Annotated in this window: 14 protein-coding genes; 13 read left to right on the forward strand and 1 reads right to left on the reverse strand. The window is 65.6% G+C overall.

Annotated features, from left to right (window positions below; genetic code table 11):
- Positions 1-39: 39 nt before the first annotated feature.
- On the reverse strand, positions 40-2583 hold the full coding sequence (locus ACIQF4_RS04075) for a DEAD/DEAH box helicase (RefSeq protein WP_400515607.1): 2544 nt from the start codon (positions 2581-2583) through the stop codon (positions 40-42).
- A gap of 97 nt (positions 2584-2680) precedes the next feature.
- Between ACIQF4_RS04075 and ACIQF4_RS04080 the strand changes: the two genes are divergently transcribed.
- From ACIQF4_RS04080 to gap, 13 genes are all read left to right on the forward strand, one after another.
- On the forward strand, positions 2681-3460 hold the full coding sequence (locus tag ACIQF4_RS04080; RefSeq protein WP_350002401.1) for a trans-aconitate 2-methyltransferase: 780 nt from the start codon (positions 2681-2683) through the stop codon (positions 3458-3460).
- Between the two features lie 163 nt (positions 3461-3623).
- Positions 3624-5372, forward strand: coding sequence for an ABC transporter ATP-binding protein (locus ACIQF4_RS04085; protein ID WP_400515604.1), 1749 nt, complete (start codon positions 3624-3626; stop codon positions 5370-5372).
- Positions 5369-7180, forward strand: a complete 1812-nt coding sequence (locus ACIQF4_RS04090; RefSeq protein WP_400515601.1) for an ABC transporter ATP-binding protein — start codon at positions 5369-5371, stop codon at positions 7178-7180. Before ACIQF4_RS04085 ends, ACIQF4_RS04090 begins: the two co-directional genes overlap by 4 nt.
- Positions 7177-7557, forward strand: a complete 381-nt coding sequence (locus ACIQF4_RS04095) for a GntR family transcriptional regulator (RefSeq protein WP_350002371.1) — start codon at positions 7177-7179, stop codon at positions 7555-7557. Before ACIQF4_RS04090 ends, ACIQF4_RS04095 begins: the two co-directional genes overlap by 4 nt.
- 47 nt (positions 7558-7604) lie before the next feature.
- Positions 7605-10529 (forward strand): excinuclease ABC subunit UvrA, encoded by a 2925-nt coding sequence (gene uvrA / locus ACIQF4_RS04100; protein ID WP_350002372.1) that lies wholly within the window; start codon positions 7605-7607, stop codon positions 10527-10529.
- Between the two features lie 79 nt (positions 10530-10608).
- The gene (locus ACIQF4_RS04105) at positions 10609-11325 is read left to right on the forward strand and encodes an HAD hydrolase-like protein (protein ID WP_400515598.1); all 717 of its coding nucleotides are present in this window, start codon (positions 10609-10611) and stop codon (positions 11323-11325) included.
- Positions 11312-11980 (forward strand): lysophospholipid acyltransferase family protein, encoded by a 669-nt coding sequence (locus ACIQF4_RS04110; protein ID WP_350002374.1) that lies wholly within the window; start codon positions 11312-11314, stop codon positions 11978-11980. Before ACIQF4_RS04105 ends, ACIQF4_RS04110 begins: the two co-directional genes overlap by 14 nt.
- 77 nt (positions 11981-12057) lie before the next feature.
- Positions 12058-14079, forward strand: a complete 2022-nt coding sequence (gene uvrC, locus ACIQF4_RS04115; protein ID WP_400515595.1) for an excinuclease ABC subunit UvrC — start codon at positions 12058-12060, stop codon at positions 14077-14079.
- 90 nt (positions 14080-14169) lie between these two features.
- Positions 14170-15093, forward strand: a complete 924-nt coding sequence (rapZ, locus tag ACIQF4_RS04120; RefSeq protein WP_400515593.1) for an RNase adapter RapZ — start codon at positions 14170-14172, stop codon at positions 15091-15093.
- Positions 15093-16109 carry a uridine diphosphate-N-acetylglucosamine-binding protein YvcK gene (gene yvcK, locus ACIQF4_RS04125; RefSeq protein ID WP_231457572.1) on the forward strand — a complete coding sequence of 339 codons (1017 nt, stop codon included), beginning with the start codon at positions 15093-15095 and terminating at the stop codon, positions 16107-16109. Before rapZ ends, yvcK begins: the two co-directional genes overlap by 1 nt.
- Before the next feature lie 9 nt (positions 16110-16118).
- Positions 16119-17099 carry a DNA-binding protein WhiA gene (gene whiA / locus ACIQF4_RS04130; protein WP_015937022.1) on the forward strand — a complete coding sequence of 327 codons (981 nt, stop codon included), beginning with the start codon at positions 16119-16121 and terminating at the stop codon, positions 17097-17099.
- Between the two features lie 99 nt (positions 17100-17198).
- Positions 17199-17825 (forward strand): superoxide dismutase, encoded by a 627-nt coding sequence (locus ACIQF4_RS04135; protein ID WP_188808970.1) that lies wholly within the window; start codon positions 17199-17201, stop codon positions 17823-17825.
- 262 nt (positions 17826-18087) lie between these two features.
- On the forward strand, positions 18088-19098 hold the full coding sequence (gene gap, locus ACIQF4_RS04140) for a type I glyceraldehyde-3-phosphate dehydrogenase (RefSeq protein WP_104187307.1): 1011 nt from the start codon (positions 18088-18090) through the stop codon (positions 19096-19098).
- Positions 19099-19106 lie beyond the last annotated feature (8 nt).

Genomic DNA, 19106 nt, shown 5'->3' on the forward strand with positions numbered 1-19106 from the left:
TGGACCGCCAGCCGTTGGACGGCTCAGCCGTTGGACGGCTCAGAGCCGGTTGACCTCTGTCACCCTGATCACGGCGGTCCCGGTCTCGTCCGAGGCGGCGAGGTCAACCTCGGCGGAAATTCCCCAGTCGTGGTGGCCGGCGGGATCGTCGAAGATCTGCCGTACCTTCCACCGGTCCCGTTCCTCGGTGATCATGAGCAGTGCCGGTCCGCGGGCGTCCGGCCCGGTGCCGATGTCATCGTGTTCGTCGAAGTAGTCGTCCAGGGCGTCTTCCCAGCGCTCGGAGCTCCAGCCTGCCGCGCCGTCGAGGTCGCCCAGCGCTGCTGCGTCCTCGTCAGCGAAGAGTTCCACGCGGCGGAACATCTCGTTGCGGACCATCACGCGGAAGGCCCGGATGTTGGACGTGAGCGACGGCGGAGGCGGCGGGGGAGCGTCATGCGGGGTGGGCGCCAGGCCGGAGGCAAGTTCCTCCCATTCGTCCAGGAGGCTGGAATCCACCTGCCGGACCAGTTCGCCCAGCCACGCCACGAGGTCCTCCAGGTCCTCGCGGAGCATGTCCTGCGGCACGGTCTGGCGGAGGGCCTTGAAGGCGTCCGCGAGGTAGCGCAGCACGATGCCCTCCGAACGGGCCAGCCCGTAGAACTGGACGAACTCCCCAAAGTTCATGGCGCGCTCGTACATGTCCCGGACCACCGACTTGGGCGCCAGCTCAAAGTCGCCCACCCAAGGCGCGGCCTTCCGGTACACCTCGAAAGCTTCGCCGAGGATTTCCGCCAGGGGCTGGGGGTAGGTGACGTCGTCCAGCATGGCCATCCGCTGGTCGTAGTCGATGCCGTCCGCCTTCATGGCTGCCACCGCTTCGCCGCGGGCCTTCTTCTGCTGCGCGGAGAGGATCTGGCGCGGTTTCTCCAGCGTCGCCTCGATCACGGACACCACGTCCAGGGCGTACGACGGCGACTCCGGGTCCAGCAGTTCCAGTGCGGCGAGCGCGAAGGGGGACAGCGGCTGGTTCAGTGCGAAGTTCGGCTGGAGGTGGACAGTCAGCCGGACTGTGCGGCCATCGGGTCCCTGCTCGTGGGCGGGGATTCGCTCCACGACTTCCGCCGCGAGCAGCTCCCGGTAAATGCCCAGTGCCTTCTTCATGAGCTGCAGCTGGGAGGACCGGGGCTCGTGGTTTTCTGTCAGCAGTCGCCGGGCAGCGGCAAACGGGTCGCCGGGCCGTTCCATCAGGTTCATCAGCATTGCGTGGGTTACGGTGAAACTGGACGTCAACGGGTCCGGCGCCGACTCCACGAGCCGCTTGAACGTCGGTTCGCCCCAGCTCACAAAGCCCTCCGGCGGCTTCTTCTTGACCACCTGGCGCAGCTTCTTTTGGTCGTCACCGAACTTGGCGACAGCCTTGGCCATGGCCTTCACGTTCTCGGTCACGTGCTCAGGAGCCTGCACCACTACTGTTCCGGCGGTGTCGTAACCGGCCCGGCCGGCCCTGCCCGCAATCTGGTGGAACTCACGGGAGTTCAGCAGCCGGGTGCGGACGCCGTCGTACTTGCTCAGGGCCGTCAGCAGGACGGTGCGGATGGGCACGTTGATGCCCACCCCGAGTGTGTCGGTGCCGCAGATGACTTTGAGCAGCCCCGCCTGGGCGAGTTGCTCCACCAGCCGGCGGTACTTCGGCAGCATGCCTGCGTGATGTACGCCGATGCCGTGCCGGACCAGCCGGTTCAGCGTCTTGCCGAAGCCGGCCGCGAAGCGGAAGTTCGCGATGAGCTCGGCGATCCTGTCCTTTTCTTCGCGGGTGCAGACGTTGATGCTCATCAGGGTCTGCGCACGGTCAATCGCTTCGATCTGGCTGAAGTGCACCACATACACGGGCACCTGTTTGGTGGAGAGCAGCTCCTCCAGGGTCTCGTGGACCGGCGTCTCGTGGTAGTAGTAATGCAGCGGAATGGGCCGCTCTGCCGAGCTAACGGTGGTGGTGGGCCGCCCGGTCAGGTGCGTCAGGCCTTCCTCGAAGCGGCTGACGTCACCGAGCGTGGCGGACATGAGGAGGAACTGTGCCTGCGGCAGCTCCAGCAGCGGCACCTGCCAGGCCCAGCCGCGCTGCGGGTCGGAGTAGAAATGGAACTCGTCCATGATGACGGTGCCCAGTTCTGCGGCAGCCCCTTCGCGAAGGGCGCTGTTGGCCAGGATCTCCGCCGTGCAGCAAATGATGGGCGCATCCTGGTTGACGCCGGAATCGCCCGTTATCATCCCCACGTTCTCCGCACCGAAAATGTCACACAGGGCAAAAAACTTCTCGGAGACCAGCGCCTTAATGGGGGCGGTGTAGTAACTCCGGCGCCCCTGTGCCATGGCCTGGAAATGCGCTGCGATGGCCACCAGGGATTTCCCGGACCCCGTGGGTGTGGCCAGGATGACGTTGGCCCCGGTTGCCAGCTCCATGATCGCCTCGTCCTGCGCGGGGTACAGGGCCAGCCCCCGGCTTTCTGTCCACTCCACAAAGCGGGTGTAGAGGTCATCGGGGTCGACGCCGGCAGGCAGGCTGGGGGCGGAAAGTTCGGTCAGCTGATCCACGAGTTTCATTGATTTCCAGCTTAGTGCCCGGCCGGGCCGGTGATTCCGCCGCGCCCGGGTTAGGCTTCGCCAGTAAACGAGACGGTATCAAGGCGTGGAGATGGACATGGAATGGGATCCGGCGAAATACGTGCAGTTCGGCGATTACCGGGATCGGCCCTTTTTCGACCTTACCGGGCGGGTCCACGCGGACCGTCCGGTCCAGGTGGTGGACCTTGGCTGCGGACCGGGGAACCTGACGGCGACGCTGGCGGAGCGCTGGCCTGCCGCGGACGTGGTGGGCATTGACTCCTCTGCCGGGATGCTGGCGGAAGCAGCGAAACTGGCCGGTGAGGGCCAGGGCCTGCGCTTCGAGCAGGCGGATATCGCCGGCTGGAAGCCCACTGCGGACACGGATGTGGTGGTCAGCAATGCCGCCCTGCAGTGGGTGCCGGGCCACCAGGAGATGATGGGCGCCTGGCTGGACCTGCTCCGGCCGGGGGCATGGTTCGCCCTGCAGGTCCCGGGGAACTTCAACGCCCCGTCCCACGCACTGATGCGCCGGCTGGCGGGCTCACCGAAGTGGTCGTCACAACTGGACGGGGTCCTCCGGGGCGGGGAATCGGTGGGCGAGCCCTCAGACTACCTCCACATCCTGCTCGACGCCGGGTATTCAGCCGACGCCTGGGAGACTACTTACCAGCAGGTCCTGCCCGGCAGGGACGCTGTCCTGGAATGGGTCCGCGGCACTGCGCTGCGTCCAGTCCTGGCTGCCCTCTCCGCGGACGATGCTGCTGAATTCGAGGCGGAGTACGCGGCAGCGCTCCGGGAGGCGTATCCGCAGACCGGGCACGGCACCGTCTATCCCTTCCGCAGGATCTTCGCGGTCGGGCGCAAGAAGCCCTGACCAGGGTCTCCTCCCTCGAGTGCCTCGACAATGCGGTCACGTGGCGTGACAACGGCGGAAAGTGATCTGGCTTACAATAGCGGGGTGGCTGGAGGGGGAGAGGCTACCGCCGGCTGCCCTTCGGCTGACAGACCTGAGTGGAGGTACGTTGCTGACCGGACTAATGAGGCGGCTGCTCGGGGCCCACAAAGCCCACGTGGTTGCCATCGTTGTTCTCCAGTTGATCCAGGCGGCCGCCACCCTGATGCTGCCCACCGTCAATGCCGCGATCATCGACGACGGGATCGTGGCCGGCAACAATGCGGTCATTACCCGCCTGGGCGCTGTCATGGCGGCAGTAGCCGTGGTCCAGGCGGCGGCTGCCATCGCGGCAGGGTACCTGGCGGCCGTGGTGGCGATGAAGATCGGACACCAGCTCCGGGCCGAAATCTTCACTAAAATCCAGTCACTGTCCTCGCAGGAAGTGGCAGCCTTCGGCACCCAGAGCCTTACCACCCGGGCCACCAACGACACCCAGCAGATCCAGGCCTTCTCCGTGTTGGTCTTCACCATGCTGGTTGCGGGACCGGCCATGGGCCTGGGCGGAATCGTCCTTGCCCTCCAGCAGGACGTGGCACTGTCCGCGGTGGTGATCGTCATCGTGCCACTGCTCCTGCTGATCATGTACCTCATAGTCCGGCGCCTGATTCCCCTCTACCGCGAGGGCCAGGACCTCCTGGACCGGGCCGGGGACATCCTCCGCGAACAGATCATGGGCGCCAACGTCATCCGCGCCTTCGTCCGGCAGGACCACGAGGTCCGGCGCTTTGCCCGGACCAACAGCAGCCTGACAGCCAATAATCTCCACTCGGCCCTCCTGGTGGCCGGAATGCTGCCGCTCATCATGCTCGTGGTGAACATCTCTTCCGTGGCCGTCGTATGGTTTGGCGGCCATCGGATCCAGTCCGGCCTGATGAACATCGGAGCACTGGCCGCCTTCATTGCCTACATCCTGCAAATCCTGCTCGCCATCATGATGGCAATGTACGTCCTGATGACGGCGCCCCGGGCGGCCGTGTGCGCCGAGCGCATCGGAGCCGTCCTCACCACTGAACCCTCGGTGCGTGACCGGCAGGAAACCAACGGCCGGCGGCCGGCAGCAGGAAGCCGCTTCCGGCTGCAGGATGCCCGCGGGATTGTGCAGTTCAACCGGGTGGGTTTTTCGCACCCCGGGGCGGAAGCTCCTGTCCTGGCGGAGATCAGCTTCACGGCCGGGCCCGGCACCACCACAGCCATCGTGGGCTCAACGGGGAGTGGAAAGTCCACGCTGCTCAACCTGATCCCCCGTTTCCTTGACTCCACGGCGGGGACCATCAGCCTGGACGGTACAGACATCAAGGACCTGCCGCTGGACACCCTCCGGGCGGCCATGTCGATAGTTCCCCAGCATTCCCACCTGTTTACGGGCACCATTGCGGACAACCTCCGGATGGCGGCGCCGGATGCCACGGACGCAGAACTGTGGGAGGCCCTTGAGGCAGCACAGACCATGCGGTTCATGCGTGAACTGCCGCTGGGGCTTGACACGCCCGTAGGGCAGGGCGGAACGACTCTTTCCGGCGGCCAGCGCCAGCGGCTGTGCATCACGCGGGCCCTGCTCCGCCACAGTCCGCTCTACCTGTTTGACGACAGCTTCTCAGCGCTGGACTACGACACCGATACCAGGCTGCGGCAGGCTTTGGCCTCCAGGCTCGCTGCCGCAACGGTCATCGTGGTGGCGGAACGGATCTCCGCGGTGGAAAACGCCGACCTTATCCTGGTCCTCGACAACGGGCACATGGTGGCGCAGGGCACCCACCTCGAGCTGCTGGAAAGTTCCTCCACCTACCGGGAGATCGCAGACTCGCAGCTGGCACTGGATGGGCCGGTATGACGCCGCCGGCCGTAGCCCCGGGAGCGGCTGAAAAATTCTGGCCCACGGCCTGGCGGCTCCTTGGCCGGCTGCGGCCGTTCAGGCGGTCCATGCTTGGCGCCGTGGCTGCAACGTGCGCCTTCGCCGGGCTCAACGTGGCGGCGCCGAAGTACCTTGGCGATGCCACCGACGTCGTGGTGGAAGGGATGCTCCAGGGAGCTTTGGACCAAGGGCGGCTGGGCCTCCTGCTGGCTGGAGTGGCCGTGATGTATGTCCTTGCCTCCCTGTTCAACTGGATCCAGGGGGCGCTGACAGCCCGGTCCGTACAGGGGCTCATGTACGGACTGCGGGCTGCGCTCGAGGACAAGCTGCACCGGCTGCCGTCCGCCTACTTCCAGGAACGGTCCCGCGGGGATGTCCTGAGCCGTGCCACGAACGATATCGACAACATTGCCCAGGCCCTCAACCAGCTCCTGACGCAGCTGATCATGTCCGTCCTGATGCTGTGCGGCTCCCTGGCCATGATGCTCTGGATCTCGCCCCTGCTCGCTGTGATCGCCATTGCCACCGTCCCGCTGTCCACCCTGATCACCGTTCTCGTGGCCCGTCGTTCCCAGGCGCACTTCGCAGGGCAGTGGACGGAGACCGGAGAGCTGAATGCGCACGTGGAGGAGTTTGTCTCAGGACACGAGGTCATCAAGGCCTTCGGACACCAGGCCCAGGCCGCAGACACCTTCGGACGGAGCAATGACCGGCTTGCCCGGGCAGCCACGAAAGCCCAGTACTCGGCCGGGATGGTGCAGCCCCTGATGGTGCTGATCTCCAACCTCAACTACATCGCCGTGGCCGTGGTGGGAGCCCTCCAGGTCATTGCGGGTGCCATGACCATCGGCGGTATCCAGGCCTTCATCCAGTTCAGCAGGCTCTTCACCCAGCCCGTGGGACAGATCGGCGGCATGCTGAACCTCATCCAGTCCTGCGTTGCCTCCGCCGCGCGTGTTTTTGCCCTCCTGGATACGGAGGAGGACCCGCCGGATCCGGAAGCGGACGCAGCGGTTCCAGCAGGCGGCCGCATCGTTTTCGACGACGTCACCTTCGGCTACCCGGACTCGGCCCCGGCAGTCCACAACCTTTCCTTCTCCGTGGAGCCCGGCCAGATGGTGGCCATAGTCGGGCATACCGGGGCGGGAAAGACCACCGTCGTGAACCTCCTGATGCGGTTCTATGAGCCCGGCTCCGGCCGGATAACGATTGGCGGGACAAACATCGCGGCCATGCCCCGGGACCGGCTCCGGGAGCAGTTCGGAGTAGTGCTCCAGGACGCGTGGCTCTTCGGGGGTACCATCCGGGAAAACATTGCCTACGGCCGGCCGGGCGCCACGGAAAGCTGCCTCATCGCGGCGGCCGAGGCCAGTTACGTGGACCGGTTCGTCAGGGCGCTGCCTTGCGGTTACAGCACAGTCCTGGAAAACGGCGGTGAACCCCTGAGCCAGGGCCAGCGGCAGCTCCTCACCATAGCCCGAGCCCAACTGGCGGGCAGGGCGGTCCTGATCCTGGACGAGGCCACAAGTTCTGTTGACTCGAGGACCGAGCTCCTCATCCGCAAGGCTATGCAGCGCCTGCGGCAAGGCAGGACCAGCTTTGTCATAGCCCACCGTTTGTCCACTATCCGGAACGCTGATCTAATTCTGGTCATGGATCATGGACGCATCGTCGAACAGGGCACGCACCACAGCCTCCTGGCTGCCAACAGCTACTACGCCCGGCTGCACAACGCCCAGTTCTCTGCGGGTTCCGGCCGGACTGATGCACTTGAGGCCGGCATTTGACGCCCGCAGCCGGCTTTCCCGGGACATGGAGGCCGAACACCGCCAGCACCGTGGCGTTGTTCGAACAGCTTCGGCTGCACGTCATCCACCTGGCGGACAACGGATCCCTGCCACCCGGAACAAAGCTGCCCGCCGTCAGGGCGCTGGCCGGAATCCTCGACGTTGCTCCGCATACGGTGGCCCGTGCCTACAAGGAGCTTGAGGCAGCCGGAATTGTCGCCACCCGGGGGAGGAACGGCACGGTGGTGTGCGCACGTGACGAACGTCTCGGTGGGCTCTCCACCGCAGCCGCAGCCTACGCCGCCGCGGCCAAAGCCCAGGGTGCCAGCTTCGCCGAGGCAGTGAAGCTGCTGGCTGCTGCCTACGATGTTCCCTGAGGGCGGAACCGTGCAAGTTCGAAGAAGTTTTCGATTAGCATTATGGGGTGCCTAAAGCCGTAGCTGAAGAAACCTCCGCCCCCTCCACAGCCTTGACAGTTCCCCCTGCGGCTGTCCCGCAACGCCCGGACCTCTCCCGCCTTGTGGTGAAGGGTGCGCGCGAGCACAACCTCCGCAACGTGGACCTCGACCTGCCCCGGGACGCGATGATCGTCTTCACCGGGCTCTCCGGGTCAGGGAAGTCCTCGCTTGCCTTCGACACCATCTTCGCGGAGGGCCAGCGGCGCTACGTTGAATCGCTGTCCGCCTACGCCCGCCAGTTCCTGGGGCAGGTTGACAAGCCCGACGTCGACTTCATCGAAGGTTTGTCCCCGGCGGTTTCCATCGACCAGAAGTCCACCAGCAAGAACCCCCGCTCCACGGTGGGCACCATCACTGAAATCTACGACTACATGCGCCTGCTCTGGGCCCGTGTTGGCCGTCCGCACTGTCCTGTGTGCGGCGAGCCTGTGGCCAAGCAGACGCCCCAGCAGATCGTTGACCAGCTGCTGGAGCTTGACGAGGGCACGCGGTTCCAGGTGCTGGCGCCCGTGGTGCGCGGACGCAAAGGCGAGTTTGTTGACCTTTTCAAGGAGCTGACCGCCAAGGGCTACTCCCGTGCCCGGGTGGACGGAAACCTGGTGCAGCTGAGCGATCCGCCCAAGCTTGGCAAACAGTTCAAGCACACCATCGAGGTGGTCGTGGACCGCCTGGTGGTCAAGGAAGGCATCAGCCAGCGGCTCACGGACTCCATCGAAACGGCCCTTGGCCTGGCGGAAGGCCGTGTCCTGGCAGAGTTCGTGGACCTTGAGGCGGACGACCCCGGCCGGCTGCGGGCCTTCTCGGAAAACCTGGCCTGCCCCAATGAACACCCCCTTGCCATTGACGAAATTGAACCCCGGTCCTTCTCGTTCAACAACCCGTTCGGCGCCTGCGCCGCCTGCAGCGGCATCGGCACAAAACTGGAAGTGGACGAGGAACTGATCGTTCCCAACCCGGAACTCTCCCTGGGTGAGGGCGCCATCGCTCCGTGGTCACTGGGCACGGCCACCACGGAGTACTGGAACAGGCTGCTCGAGGGACTTGCCAAGGAGCTGGGGTTCTCCATGGACACCCCGTGGGAGAAGCTGGGCAAGGACGTACGCCAGACCGTCCTGCACGGCAAGGACCACAAAGTGGTGGTGCAGTACCGGAACCGGTTTGGCCGGGAACGGAAATACAGCACCGGATTCGAAGGTGCCATCCAGTACGTCCACCGCAAGCATGGCGAGACGGACTCGGACTGGGCCCGTGACCGCTACGAAGAGTACATGCGGCAGATTCCCTGCCCCGCCTGCAACGGTGCCCGGCTCAACCCGGCGTCGCTGTCCGTGCTCATCAACGGCAAGTCGATTGCCGACGTCGCGGCCCTTCCCATGCGGGAATGCGCCGACTTCCTGAACAACCTGGTGCTGACCGGCCGTGAAGCGCAGATCGCGCACCAGGTCCTCAAGGAGATCCAGGCACGCCTGACGTTCCTGCTGGACGTCGGACTTGAATACCTGAACCTCGAACGTCCGTCCGCCACGCTTTCCGGCGGCGAGGCGCAGCGCATCCGCCTGGCCACCCAGATAGGTTCCGGCCTGGTGGGGGTCCTCTACGTGCTGGACGAGCCGTCCATCGGCCTGCACCAGCGCGACAACAGGAGGCTGATTGACACCCTGACCAGGCTGCGGGACATGGGAAACACGCTCATCGTCGTTGAACACGATGAGGACACCATCCACGTTGCCGACTGGATTGTGGACATCGGACCCGGCGCGGGGGAGCACGGCGGCCAGGTGGTCCACTCCGGCTCCTACAAGGAACTGCTGGACAACACGGCGTCACTGACCGGCGACTACCTGTCCGGGCGCAAGAAAATTGAAGTCCCCAAGAAGCGCCGCAAGTACGACAAGAAGCGTGAGCTGAAGGTTGTGGGGGCGCGCGAAAACAACCTCCTGAACGTGGACGCCGCGTTCCCGCTTGGCCTCTTCACTGCGGTTACCGGGGTGAGCGGCTCGGGCAAGTCCACCCTGGTCAACGAGATCCTGTACAAAGTCCTGGCCAACAAGCTCAACGGCGCCAAGCAGGTGGCCGGGCGGCACAAGACTGTCCAGGGCCTCGAGCACCTGGACAAGGTGGTCCACGTGGACCAGAGCCCTATCGGCCGCACCCCCCGGTCCAACCCCGCCACGTACACGGGCGTCTTTGACAACATCCGGAAGCTCTTCGCCGAAACCACTGAAGCCAAGGTGCGCGGCTACCTTCCGGGCAGGTTCTCGTTCAACGTCAAGGGCGGCCGCTGCGAGGCCTGCTCCGGTGACGGAACCCTGAAAATCGAGATGAACTTCCTGCCGGACGTTTACGTCCCCTGCGAGGTCTGCCACGGCGCGCGCTACAACCGGGAAACCCTGGAGGTGCATTACAAGGGCAAGACCATCGCGGACGTCCTGAACATGCCCATCGAGGAAGGGGCGGAGTTCTTTGCCGCCTTCTCACCCATCGCCCGGCACCTCAACACGCTGGTGGACGTGGGGCTTGGCTATGTCCGGCTGGGCCAGCCCGCCACCACGCTCTCCGGCGGCGAGGCGCAGCGCGTCAAGCTGGCCGCGGAGCTGCAGAAGCGCTCCAACGGACGCAGTGTGTATGTCCTGGACGAGCCAACCACCGGGCTCCACTTCGAGGACATCCGCAAGCTGCTGATGGTCCTCCAGGGGCTGGTGGACAAAGGCAATACCGTCATCACCATCGAACACAACCTGGACGTCATCAAGAGCGCCGACTGGATCGTGGATCTCGGGCCGGACGGCGGTTCCGGCGGCGGCCAGGTGGTTGCCTCGGGTACGCCCGAGCAGCTTGCCAAGTCCACCGCCAGCCACACGGCAGCATTCCTGGCAGAAATCCTGGAGTAGGGGCAGAAAACTACCCCGTTATATTCCCTTGCGCGTATGCGAGTTTCAGGCTTGAGTGCTGTCGTGAGAAACTAACCCGGTGACTCAAACAACAGTGCCCGTGATCTTTGACCTGGACGGCACTCTTGTCGATCCGGCCGGTGGGATAACAGACGGAATAGCGTCGGCACTGCGTGCCGTCGGGCTGCCGGTTCCCGGCCAGGACCTGCTGCACTCGATGATCGGCCCGAAGCTCAGTGATTCGCTGCTGACCGTGGCGCAGGTGCCGGCGGAGCTGCTGGACGAGGTGATCCGCCTCTACCGCGAGTATTACGTGGCCACCGGAATCGCGCAAAGCCGGATCTATCCTGGCGTCCGCGAAGTCCTGGAGTCCTTCGCTGCGGCCGGGCTTCCGGTTGCTGTTGCCACCCAGAAGCCGCAGCGCCTGGCCCGCACGGTCTTGGAGCACCATGGGGTGGACGGGCTTTTCCACGGCATCCACGGTTCCGCGGATGACGAGAGCGCTGTGGAAGGGGTCCCGGTGGGCAAGACCGGGATCATCGCTGCTGCCCTCAAGGATCTGGACACGCAGCATGCCGTGATGGTTGGGGACCGGGCGCAGGATGTTTCCGGCGCCCTCGCCAACGGCCTGGACTGCATAGGAGTGGCGTGGGGATTCGCCCCGGACGGCGAACTGGAGGAGGCCGGCGCGGTGGCCATCGTGGAAACCGCGGAAGGCCTCGCGGAACTGATCGGACGGATGCAGGCTGCCCGCGCGGCTGCAATGGGCGGGGTGAGCAACGATGGCCATGTTTGATGCGGTGCGCTGGACCACGCGCAGCCTGATCTCGGGCACCTGCCGGCCCACCGTCGTCGGCCTCGAAAACGTCCCGGATGACGGGCCGTTCATCGTGGCCCCCAACCACCTCTCCTTTTTCGACAGTGTCATCGTCCAGGCGCTGATGCCGCGGCCGGTCGCCTTCTTCGCCAAAGCCGAATATTTCACCACCGGCGGCGTCAAGGGCAAGGTCATGAAGGCCTTCTTCGAGTCTGTCGGCTCCATCCCCGTGGAACGGGGTGAGCAGGCGGCCAGCGTGCAGGCGCTCAAGACGCTGCTGGACATCCTGGAATCCGGCAAGGGCATCGGCATCTATCCGGAAGGGACCCGCTCCCGGGACGGAATCCTCTACCGCGGACGCACCGGCGTCGGATGGCTTGCCCTGACCACTGGTGCCCCGGTCATACCCGTTGGACTGATCGGAACCGAGAATCTCCAGCGCGCCGGCGAAAGCGGGGTAAAACCCCAGCATTTCACCATGAAGGTGGGGGAGCCCCTGTACTTCGACAAGACCGGCCCGGACCACTCGCTGCCGGCCCGCCGGGAAGTGACGGACCGCATCATGGACGCCATCGCCGAACTCAGCGGCCAGGAACGGTCCACCAGCTACAACCAGAGCAAGGCTGCGGAGTAGCAGAATACCGCCGGCCGCGGCTGCGCAGGCCGGCCGGGTGGAATTTTCTACCCGGCGCGCCTCAGTAGACTGTATAGGTGGCAAATCCAGCAAGTTACAGGCCCAAGACGGGTGAAATTCCCACCAACCCAGGGGTGTACCGGTTCCGTGACCAGCACGGCCGGGTGATCTACGTGGGGAAGGCGAAAAGCCTCCGCTCCCGCCTGAACTCCTACTTCGCCAACCCTGCAGGACTGCTGCCCAAGACCTACGCCATGGTCCACGCTGCCAGCAGCGTCGAATGGACCGTGGTGGGCAGCGAACTTGAGTCGCTGCAGCTGGAGTACACCTGGATCAAGGAATTCAAGCCGCGCTTCAACGTGGTCTTCCGGGACGACAAAACCTACCCCTACCTGGCCGTGACCATGAACGAAAAGTATCCCCGGGTCCAGGTGATGCGGGGCGACAAGCGGAAGGGAACCCGCTACTTCGGCCCCTACACGGCCGGTGCCATCCGCGAGACGATGGACACCCTGCTTCGCGTCTTTCCCGTACGCAGCTGCAGCGCCGGTGTGTTCAAGCGCGCTGAAGCGAGCGGCCGGCCCTGCCTGCTGGGCTACATCGATAAGTGTTCAGCCCCCTGCGTGGGCCGGATCTCCCCGCCGGACCACCGCGCCCTGGCCGAGGACTTCTGCGCCTTCATGGGCGGTGAAGCCAAACGCTTCATCGTCAAGCTGGAAAAGCAGATGGCTGAAGCCGTGGCGGAGCTTGACTACGAGCGCGCCGCCCGGGTCCGCGATGACATCACCGCCCTGCGCAAGGTCTTTGAACGCAATGCCGTTGTGCTCGCAGACGAGACTGACGCCGATATTTTCGCCCTGCACGAGGATGAACTTGAAGCCGCCGTCCAGGTGTTCCACGTCCGCGGCGGGCGGATCCGCGGCCAGCGCGGCTGGGTGGTTGAAAAGGTGGAGGATTCCACCACCCCCGACCTCGTGGAGCATCTCCTGCAGCAGGTTTACGGTGAAGACGGCGACAGCCACGGAAGGCTGCCCCGCGAGGTCCTGGTGCCCGTGACCCCGAGCAACGCCGAAGAGCTGGCGCAGTGGCTCGGCGGACTCCGGGGTGCCAAGGTGGACATCCGCGTGCCGCAGCGGGGGGACAAGGCCACGCTGTTGTCCACGGTGCGGGAGAACGCCGAACACGCCCTGAAACTTCACAAGACCCGGCGCGCCGGGGACCTCACCGTCCGGTCGCAGGCGCTCCAGGAGCTGCAGGAAGCACTTGACCTTCCGGTCCCGCTCCTGCGCATAGAGTGCTTCGACGTCTCACACGTCCAGGGCACCAACGTGGTGGCTTCCATGGTGGTGGTGGAGGACGGGCTGCCCAAGAAATCCGACTACCGGAAGTTCTCAGTCACCGGACCCGCTGCGGCCGACGATACCGCCGCCATGCACGATGTCCTCACGCGCCGGTTCCGCCACTACCTCCAGGACAAGTCCGCGCAGGTGGATGAGGCCGCCCTGGCCGGTGCCGCTGGCAAAGCGGACCCGGACCCCACACCCGACCAGGCGCGGGACACCGCCCTGGACACCACCACGCCAGCACCACGGGCAAAGTTCGCCTACCCTCCCAACCTGGTGGTGGTGGACGGCGGCAAGCCCCAGGTGAACGCTGCAGCCCGCGCCCTTGCGGACCTGGGCATCGAGGACGTGTACGTGGTGGGCCTCGCCAAACGCCTGGAGGAGGTATGGCTGCCGGACAGTGACTTCCCGGTGATCCTCCCCAGGACCTCGCAGGGACTCTACCTGCTGCAGCGCATCCGGGACGAGGCCCACCGGTTCGCTATTTCCTTCCACCGGCAAAAGCGCGGGAAAGCGATGACCGTCTCCGCCCTGGACGGGGTGCCGGGGCTCGGGGCGTCCAAACGCAAAGCCCTCCTGGCGCACTTCGGTTCGGTCAAGGGGGTCAAGGCCGCCTCCGCCGCCGAACTGTCGCAGGCGAAAGGCATCGGACCGGCCCTTGCCAGCGCGATCGTCAACCACTTCGCGGCGGACGGGCCGGGCGCTGCTCCGGTGCCGGCCATCAATATGACCACCGGCGAAGTGATCGAAACTTAGCGGAGTTCGGCGAAACTTGGCTAGGGTAAAGATCGGGGTTTCCGCCAACGCGGCAGCCTGCGCGACAACAACATGAACGGGGCGGACCTAATGGCAGACACGACGGCGGAATCCGGAGCCGGGCAGGACGGGCTGCAGCCCGTCAAGCCCCTCGAAGCGGAGCTGCTGGTGGTCACCGGAATGTCAGGCGCCGGGCGGAGTACCGCCGCTGACGCCCTCGAGGACCACGGCTGGTATGTCGTGGAAAACCTGCCGCCGCAGATGCTGGGAACCCTGGCGGAGCTGGTATCCCATGCCCCGCAGTCCATTCCGCGGCTGGCGGTGGTCATCGATGTCCGCAGCAAGGGCCTGTTCGCGGATATCCGCGCCGCGCTGGGAGCGCTGGCCGCCAGCGGAGTTGCGTTCCGCGTGCTCTTCCTCGATGCCAGCGACAACGTCCTGGTCCGCCGGTTCGAGCAGGGACGCCGGCCGCACCCCCTCCAGGGCGGCGGCCGCATCCTGGACGGCATCGCAGCCGAACGGGAGCTGCTGCAGGAACTCCGCGACAGCTCCGACGTCGTGCTGGATACCTCCGGCTACAACGTGCATGGCCTGGCCACGGCCATCACCGAACTGTTCAGCGAAACCGGCCCGGTGGCACTGCGCCTGAACGTCATGAGCTTCGGTTTCAAGTACGGCCTGCCCGTGGACGCCAACTACGTGGCCGACGTCAGGTTCATCCCCAACCCACACTGGGTTCCCCAGCTGCGCCCGCACACCGGCCTGGACAAGGAGGTCAGCGACTACGTGCTCGAAGCCGAGGGCGTCAAGAACTTCGTGGACCGCTACGTCATGGCCCTCGAGCCCGTCCTGGACGGCTACCGCCGCGAGAACAAGCACTACGCCACCATCGCCGTAGGCTGTACGGGCGGCAAGCACCGCTCCGTGGCAGTCGCCGTCGAACTTTCCAAGAAACTGGCGCAGTACCCGCGCGTCACGGTGACCACCACCCACCGGGATCTGGGCCGGGAGTAATGTCGCTGTTCACCGGCGCCCTGCCACTGGTCCCGCCCGCGGGGTCGGCAGCGGGCCAGCATGACAAGGGGCCCAAGGTTGTTGCCCTGGGCGGCGGCCACGGCCTTTCCGCGTCGCTTTCTGCCCTGCGCCTGCTCACCTCCGACCTGACGGCCGTGGTGACAGTAGCGGACGACGGCGGATCGTCAGGGCGTCTGCGCGAAGAGTACGGTGTCCTTCCGCCCGGCGACCTGCGGATGGCGTTGTCCGCCCTGTGCGACGACACGGACTGGGGGCGGACCTGGCGGGACGTCATGCAGCACCGGTTCCGCCCAGGCAGGGGCCCGGGCGGCTCCCTGGACGAACACGCCATGGGAAACCTGCTCATTGTGACCCTCTGGGAACTGCTGGGCGACGCCGTGGCCGGGCTTCGCTGGGCAGGCGCGCTGCTGGGGGCACGCGGCCAGGTGCTGCCCATGTCCACCGTGCCGCTCACCATCGAAGGGGACGTGCGGGTCAACGCACCCGACGGCGGCTCCGCCCTCCACACCATCCGCGGCCAGGCCCGCTGCGCCGTGGCGGGGTCGCTGGAGCAGGTGCGGCTCCTTCCGGAGGCGGCGCCGGCCTGCGTTGAAGCCCTCACGGCGATCGAACTGGCTGACTGGGTCATCCTGGGCCCGGGCTCCTGGTACACCTCCGTGCTGCCCCACCTCCTCCTGCCCGAGATGCGCCAGGCGCTGTGCCAGACTCCGGCCAAGCGGTGCCTGACCATGAACCTGGCCACGGACACGAAGGAAACAACGGGCATGACCGCCGCCGACCACCTCGACGTGCTGCGGCGCTACGCCCCCGAGTTCAGCGTTGACGTGGTCCTTGCCGATCCCGCCTCCGTCCCGGACCGGCAGGAGTTCGAGAAAGCCGCCGCGATGATCGGCGCCGAGGTTGTCTTGGGTAAAGTAGGGGCGTCGGGCCGCCGTCCCGTCCACGACCCTTTACGTCTGGCAACGGCGTACCAGGACATTTTTGGGAACAGTTAGGAAGGTGCCATGGCACTGACAGCATCGGTCAAAGAAGAACTGTCCCGTCTGGACATCAAAAAGTCATCAGTGCGCAAGGCCGAGGTCTCCGCCATGCTCCGCTTTGCGGGCGGGTTGCACATCATCTCCGGCCGGATCGTCATCGAGGCGGAAGTGGACCTCGCCTCCACCGCCCGGCGCCTGCGGGCAGCCATCGCCGAAGTCTACGGACACCAGAGCGAAATCATCGTGGTCTCCGCCGGGGGACTGCGCCGCGCCAGCCGCTACGTGGTCCGGGTGGTCCGCGACGGCGAGGCGCTGGCGCGCCAGACCGGCCTCCTCGACGGCCGCGGCCGTCCCGTGCGCGGGCTGCCGTCCGCCGTCGTCAACGGTTCCGCCGCTGATGCCGAAGCCGTCTGGCGCGGCGCCTTCCTGGCGCATGGTTCCCTGACCGAACCCGGACGTTCCTCGTCCCTTGAGGTGACGTGCCCGGGACCGGAGTCCGCACTGGCGCTGGTGGGCGCGGCACGCCGGCTGGACATCCAGGCGAAAGCCCGCGAAGTCCGCGGCGTGGACCGGGTGGTCATCCGTGACGGGGACACCATCGCGGCCCTCCTCACCCGGATGGGCGCCCATGATGCGCTGATGGTCTGGGAAGAACGGCGGATGCGCAAGGAAGTGCGCGCCACAGCCAACCGCCTGGCGAACTTCGACGACGCCAACCTGCGGCGCTCGGCACAGGCAGCCGTGGCGGCAGGCGCACGCGTGGACCGGGCCCTTGAGATCCTTGGCGACGACGTCCCGGACCACCTGAAGTACGCCGGTGAACTCCGGGTGGCGCACAAGCAGGCCAGCCTGGATGAGCTGGGACGCCTGGCGGACCCGGTCATGACCAAGGACGCCATTGCAGGCAGGATCCGCCGGCTGCTGGCCATGGCGGACAAGCGCGCCCTCGACCTGGGCATCCCTGGGACTGACGCCAATGTGACGCCTGAAATGCTGGACGAGTGACAGCCCCATAGAATCAAAAAGATTCCGGGCGCCAGCCGCCCGGATGCATAATCCGAGAGTTACCAACCGGACCGAATGTCCACGATATTGGAGGATTTTGTGACCGAGTACGTATTGCCCGAACTCAGCTACGATTACGCCGCCCTGGAGCCGCACATTTCCGCGCGCATCATGGAGCTGCACCACAGCAAGCACCACGCAGCCTACGTGGCCGGCGCCAACAACGCCCTGGCCCAGCTGGCGGAAGCCCGGGAGAAGGGCGACTTCGCCAACATCAACCGGCTCTCCAAGGACCTCGCATTCCACACCGGCGGGCACGTCAACCACTCGGTGTTCTGGAACAACCTTTCCCCGGACGGCGGCGACAAGCCCGAAGGCGAACTCGCGGCAGCCATCGATGACGCGTTTGGCTCCTTCGACGCCTTCCGTGCCCAGTTTTCCGCGGCAGCACTTGGCCTGCAGGGTTCCGGCTGGGGCTTCCTGGCCTACGAACCCATCGGCGGCAACCTGGTCATCGAGCAGCTGTACGACCAGCAGGGCAACGTGGCGCTCGGCACCACCCCGCTGCTGATGCTGGACATGTGGGAGCACGCCTTCTACCTTGACTACGTCAACGTCAAGGCCGACTACGTCAAGGCGTTCTGGAACATCGTCAACTGGGCCGACGTCGCAAAGCGCTTCGAAGCAGCCCGCACCAACGCCACGGGCCTCATCACCCTCCCGTAGTGAGGTACACCGCACCAACGTGTAACAAACTTCACAATCCGGACATATAAAGGCCGGGATGTGGACGGTCCGCCCCCGCACTTGCGGGGGCGGACCAAGTTAAACGTAAGATAGGTCACGGAAGGCGGTTAGCCTTCAGCAATGAGGCTGGTCGCCCTCCGTATGTAAATCATCTCTGCCCAATGGCGTGCGGGATCTGTTAGTTGGCTTGATAGCCCGCTCAACTAGTTGTGCTTCTGAAAGCACCAAGGAGACTGAAAAAGTGACGACCCGTATTGGTATCAACGGCTTTGGCCGTATTGGCCGCAACTACTTCCGCGCAGCACTCGCACAGGGCGCGGACCTGGAGATCGTTGCAGTCAACGACCTCACCAGCCCCGAAGCACTCGCGCACCTCTTCAAGTACGACTCCGTCGGCGGCCGCCTGAAGGAAACCATCGAGGTCAAGGACGGCAACATCGTCGTCAACGGCACCGTCGTCAAGGTGCTCGCCGAGCGCGACCCCGCCAACCTGCCGTGGGGCGAGCTGGGCGTGGACATCGTGATCGAATCCACCGGCTTCTTCACCAAGGCTGCCGATGCCCAGAAGCACATCGACGCCGGCGCCAAGAAGGTCCTGATCTCCGCACCGGCCTCGGACGAGGACATCACCATCGTGATGGGCGTGAACCACAACCTCTACGACAACGCCACGCACCACATCATCTCCAACGCATCCTGCACCACCAACTGCCTCGGCCCGCTGGCCAAGGTGGTCAACGATGAGTTCGGCATCGAGCGCGGCCTCATGACCACCGTGCACGCCTACACCGCCGACCAGAACCTGCAGGACGGCCCGCACAAGGACCTGCGCCGCGCCCGCGCCGCCGCCATCAACATGGTGCCCACGTCCACCGGTGCTGCCAAGGCAATCGGCCTGGTCCTGCCGGAGCTCAAGGGCAAGCTGGACGGCTACGCCATCCGCGTGCCCGTGCCCACCGGCTCCGCCACCGACCTCACGGTCACCGTCTCCCGCGAGACCACCGTGGAGGAAGTCAACGCCGCCCTCAAGCGCGCTGCCGAATCCGAGGAGCTGCAGGGCTTCCTGACCTACACGGACGAGCCCATCGTCTCCAGCGACATCGTCGGCGATCCCGCTTCGTCCATCTTCGACTCCGGCCTGACCAAGGTCATCGGCAACCAGGTCAAGGTTGTTTCCTGGTATGACAACGAATGGGGCTACTCCAACCGCCTCGTCGACCTCACGGAGCTTGTCGCAGCCAAGCTGGGCTAGGGTTAGAG

It is taken from the genome of Pseudarthrobacter sp. NPDC092202, from assembly GCF_044755505.1.
In the GTDB taxonomy this organism is placed as follows: domain Bacteria; phylum Actinomycetota; class Actinomycetes; order Actinomycetales; family Micrococcaceae; genus Arthrobacter.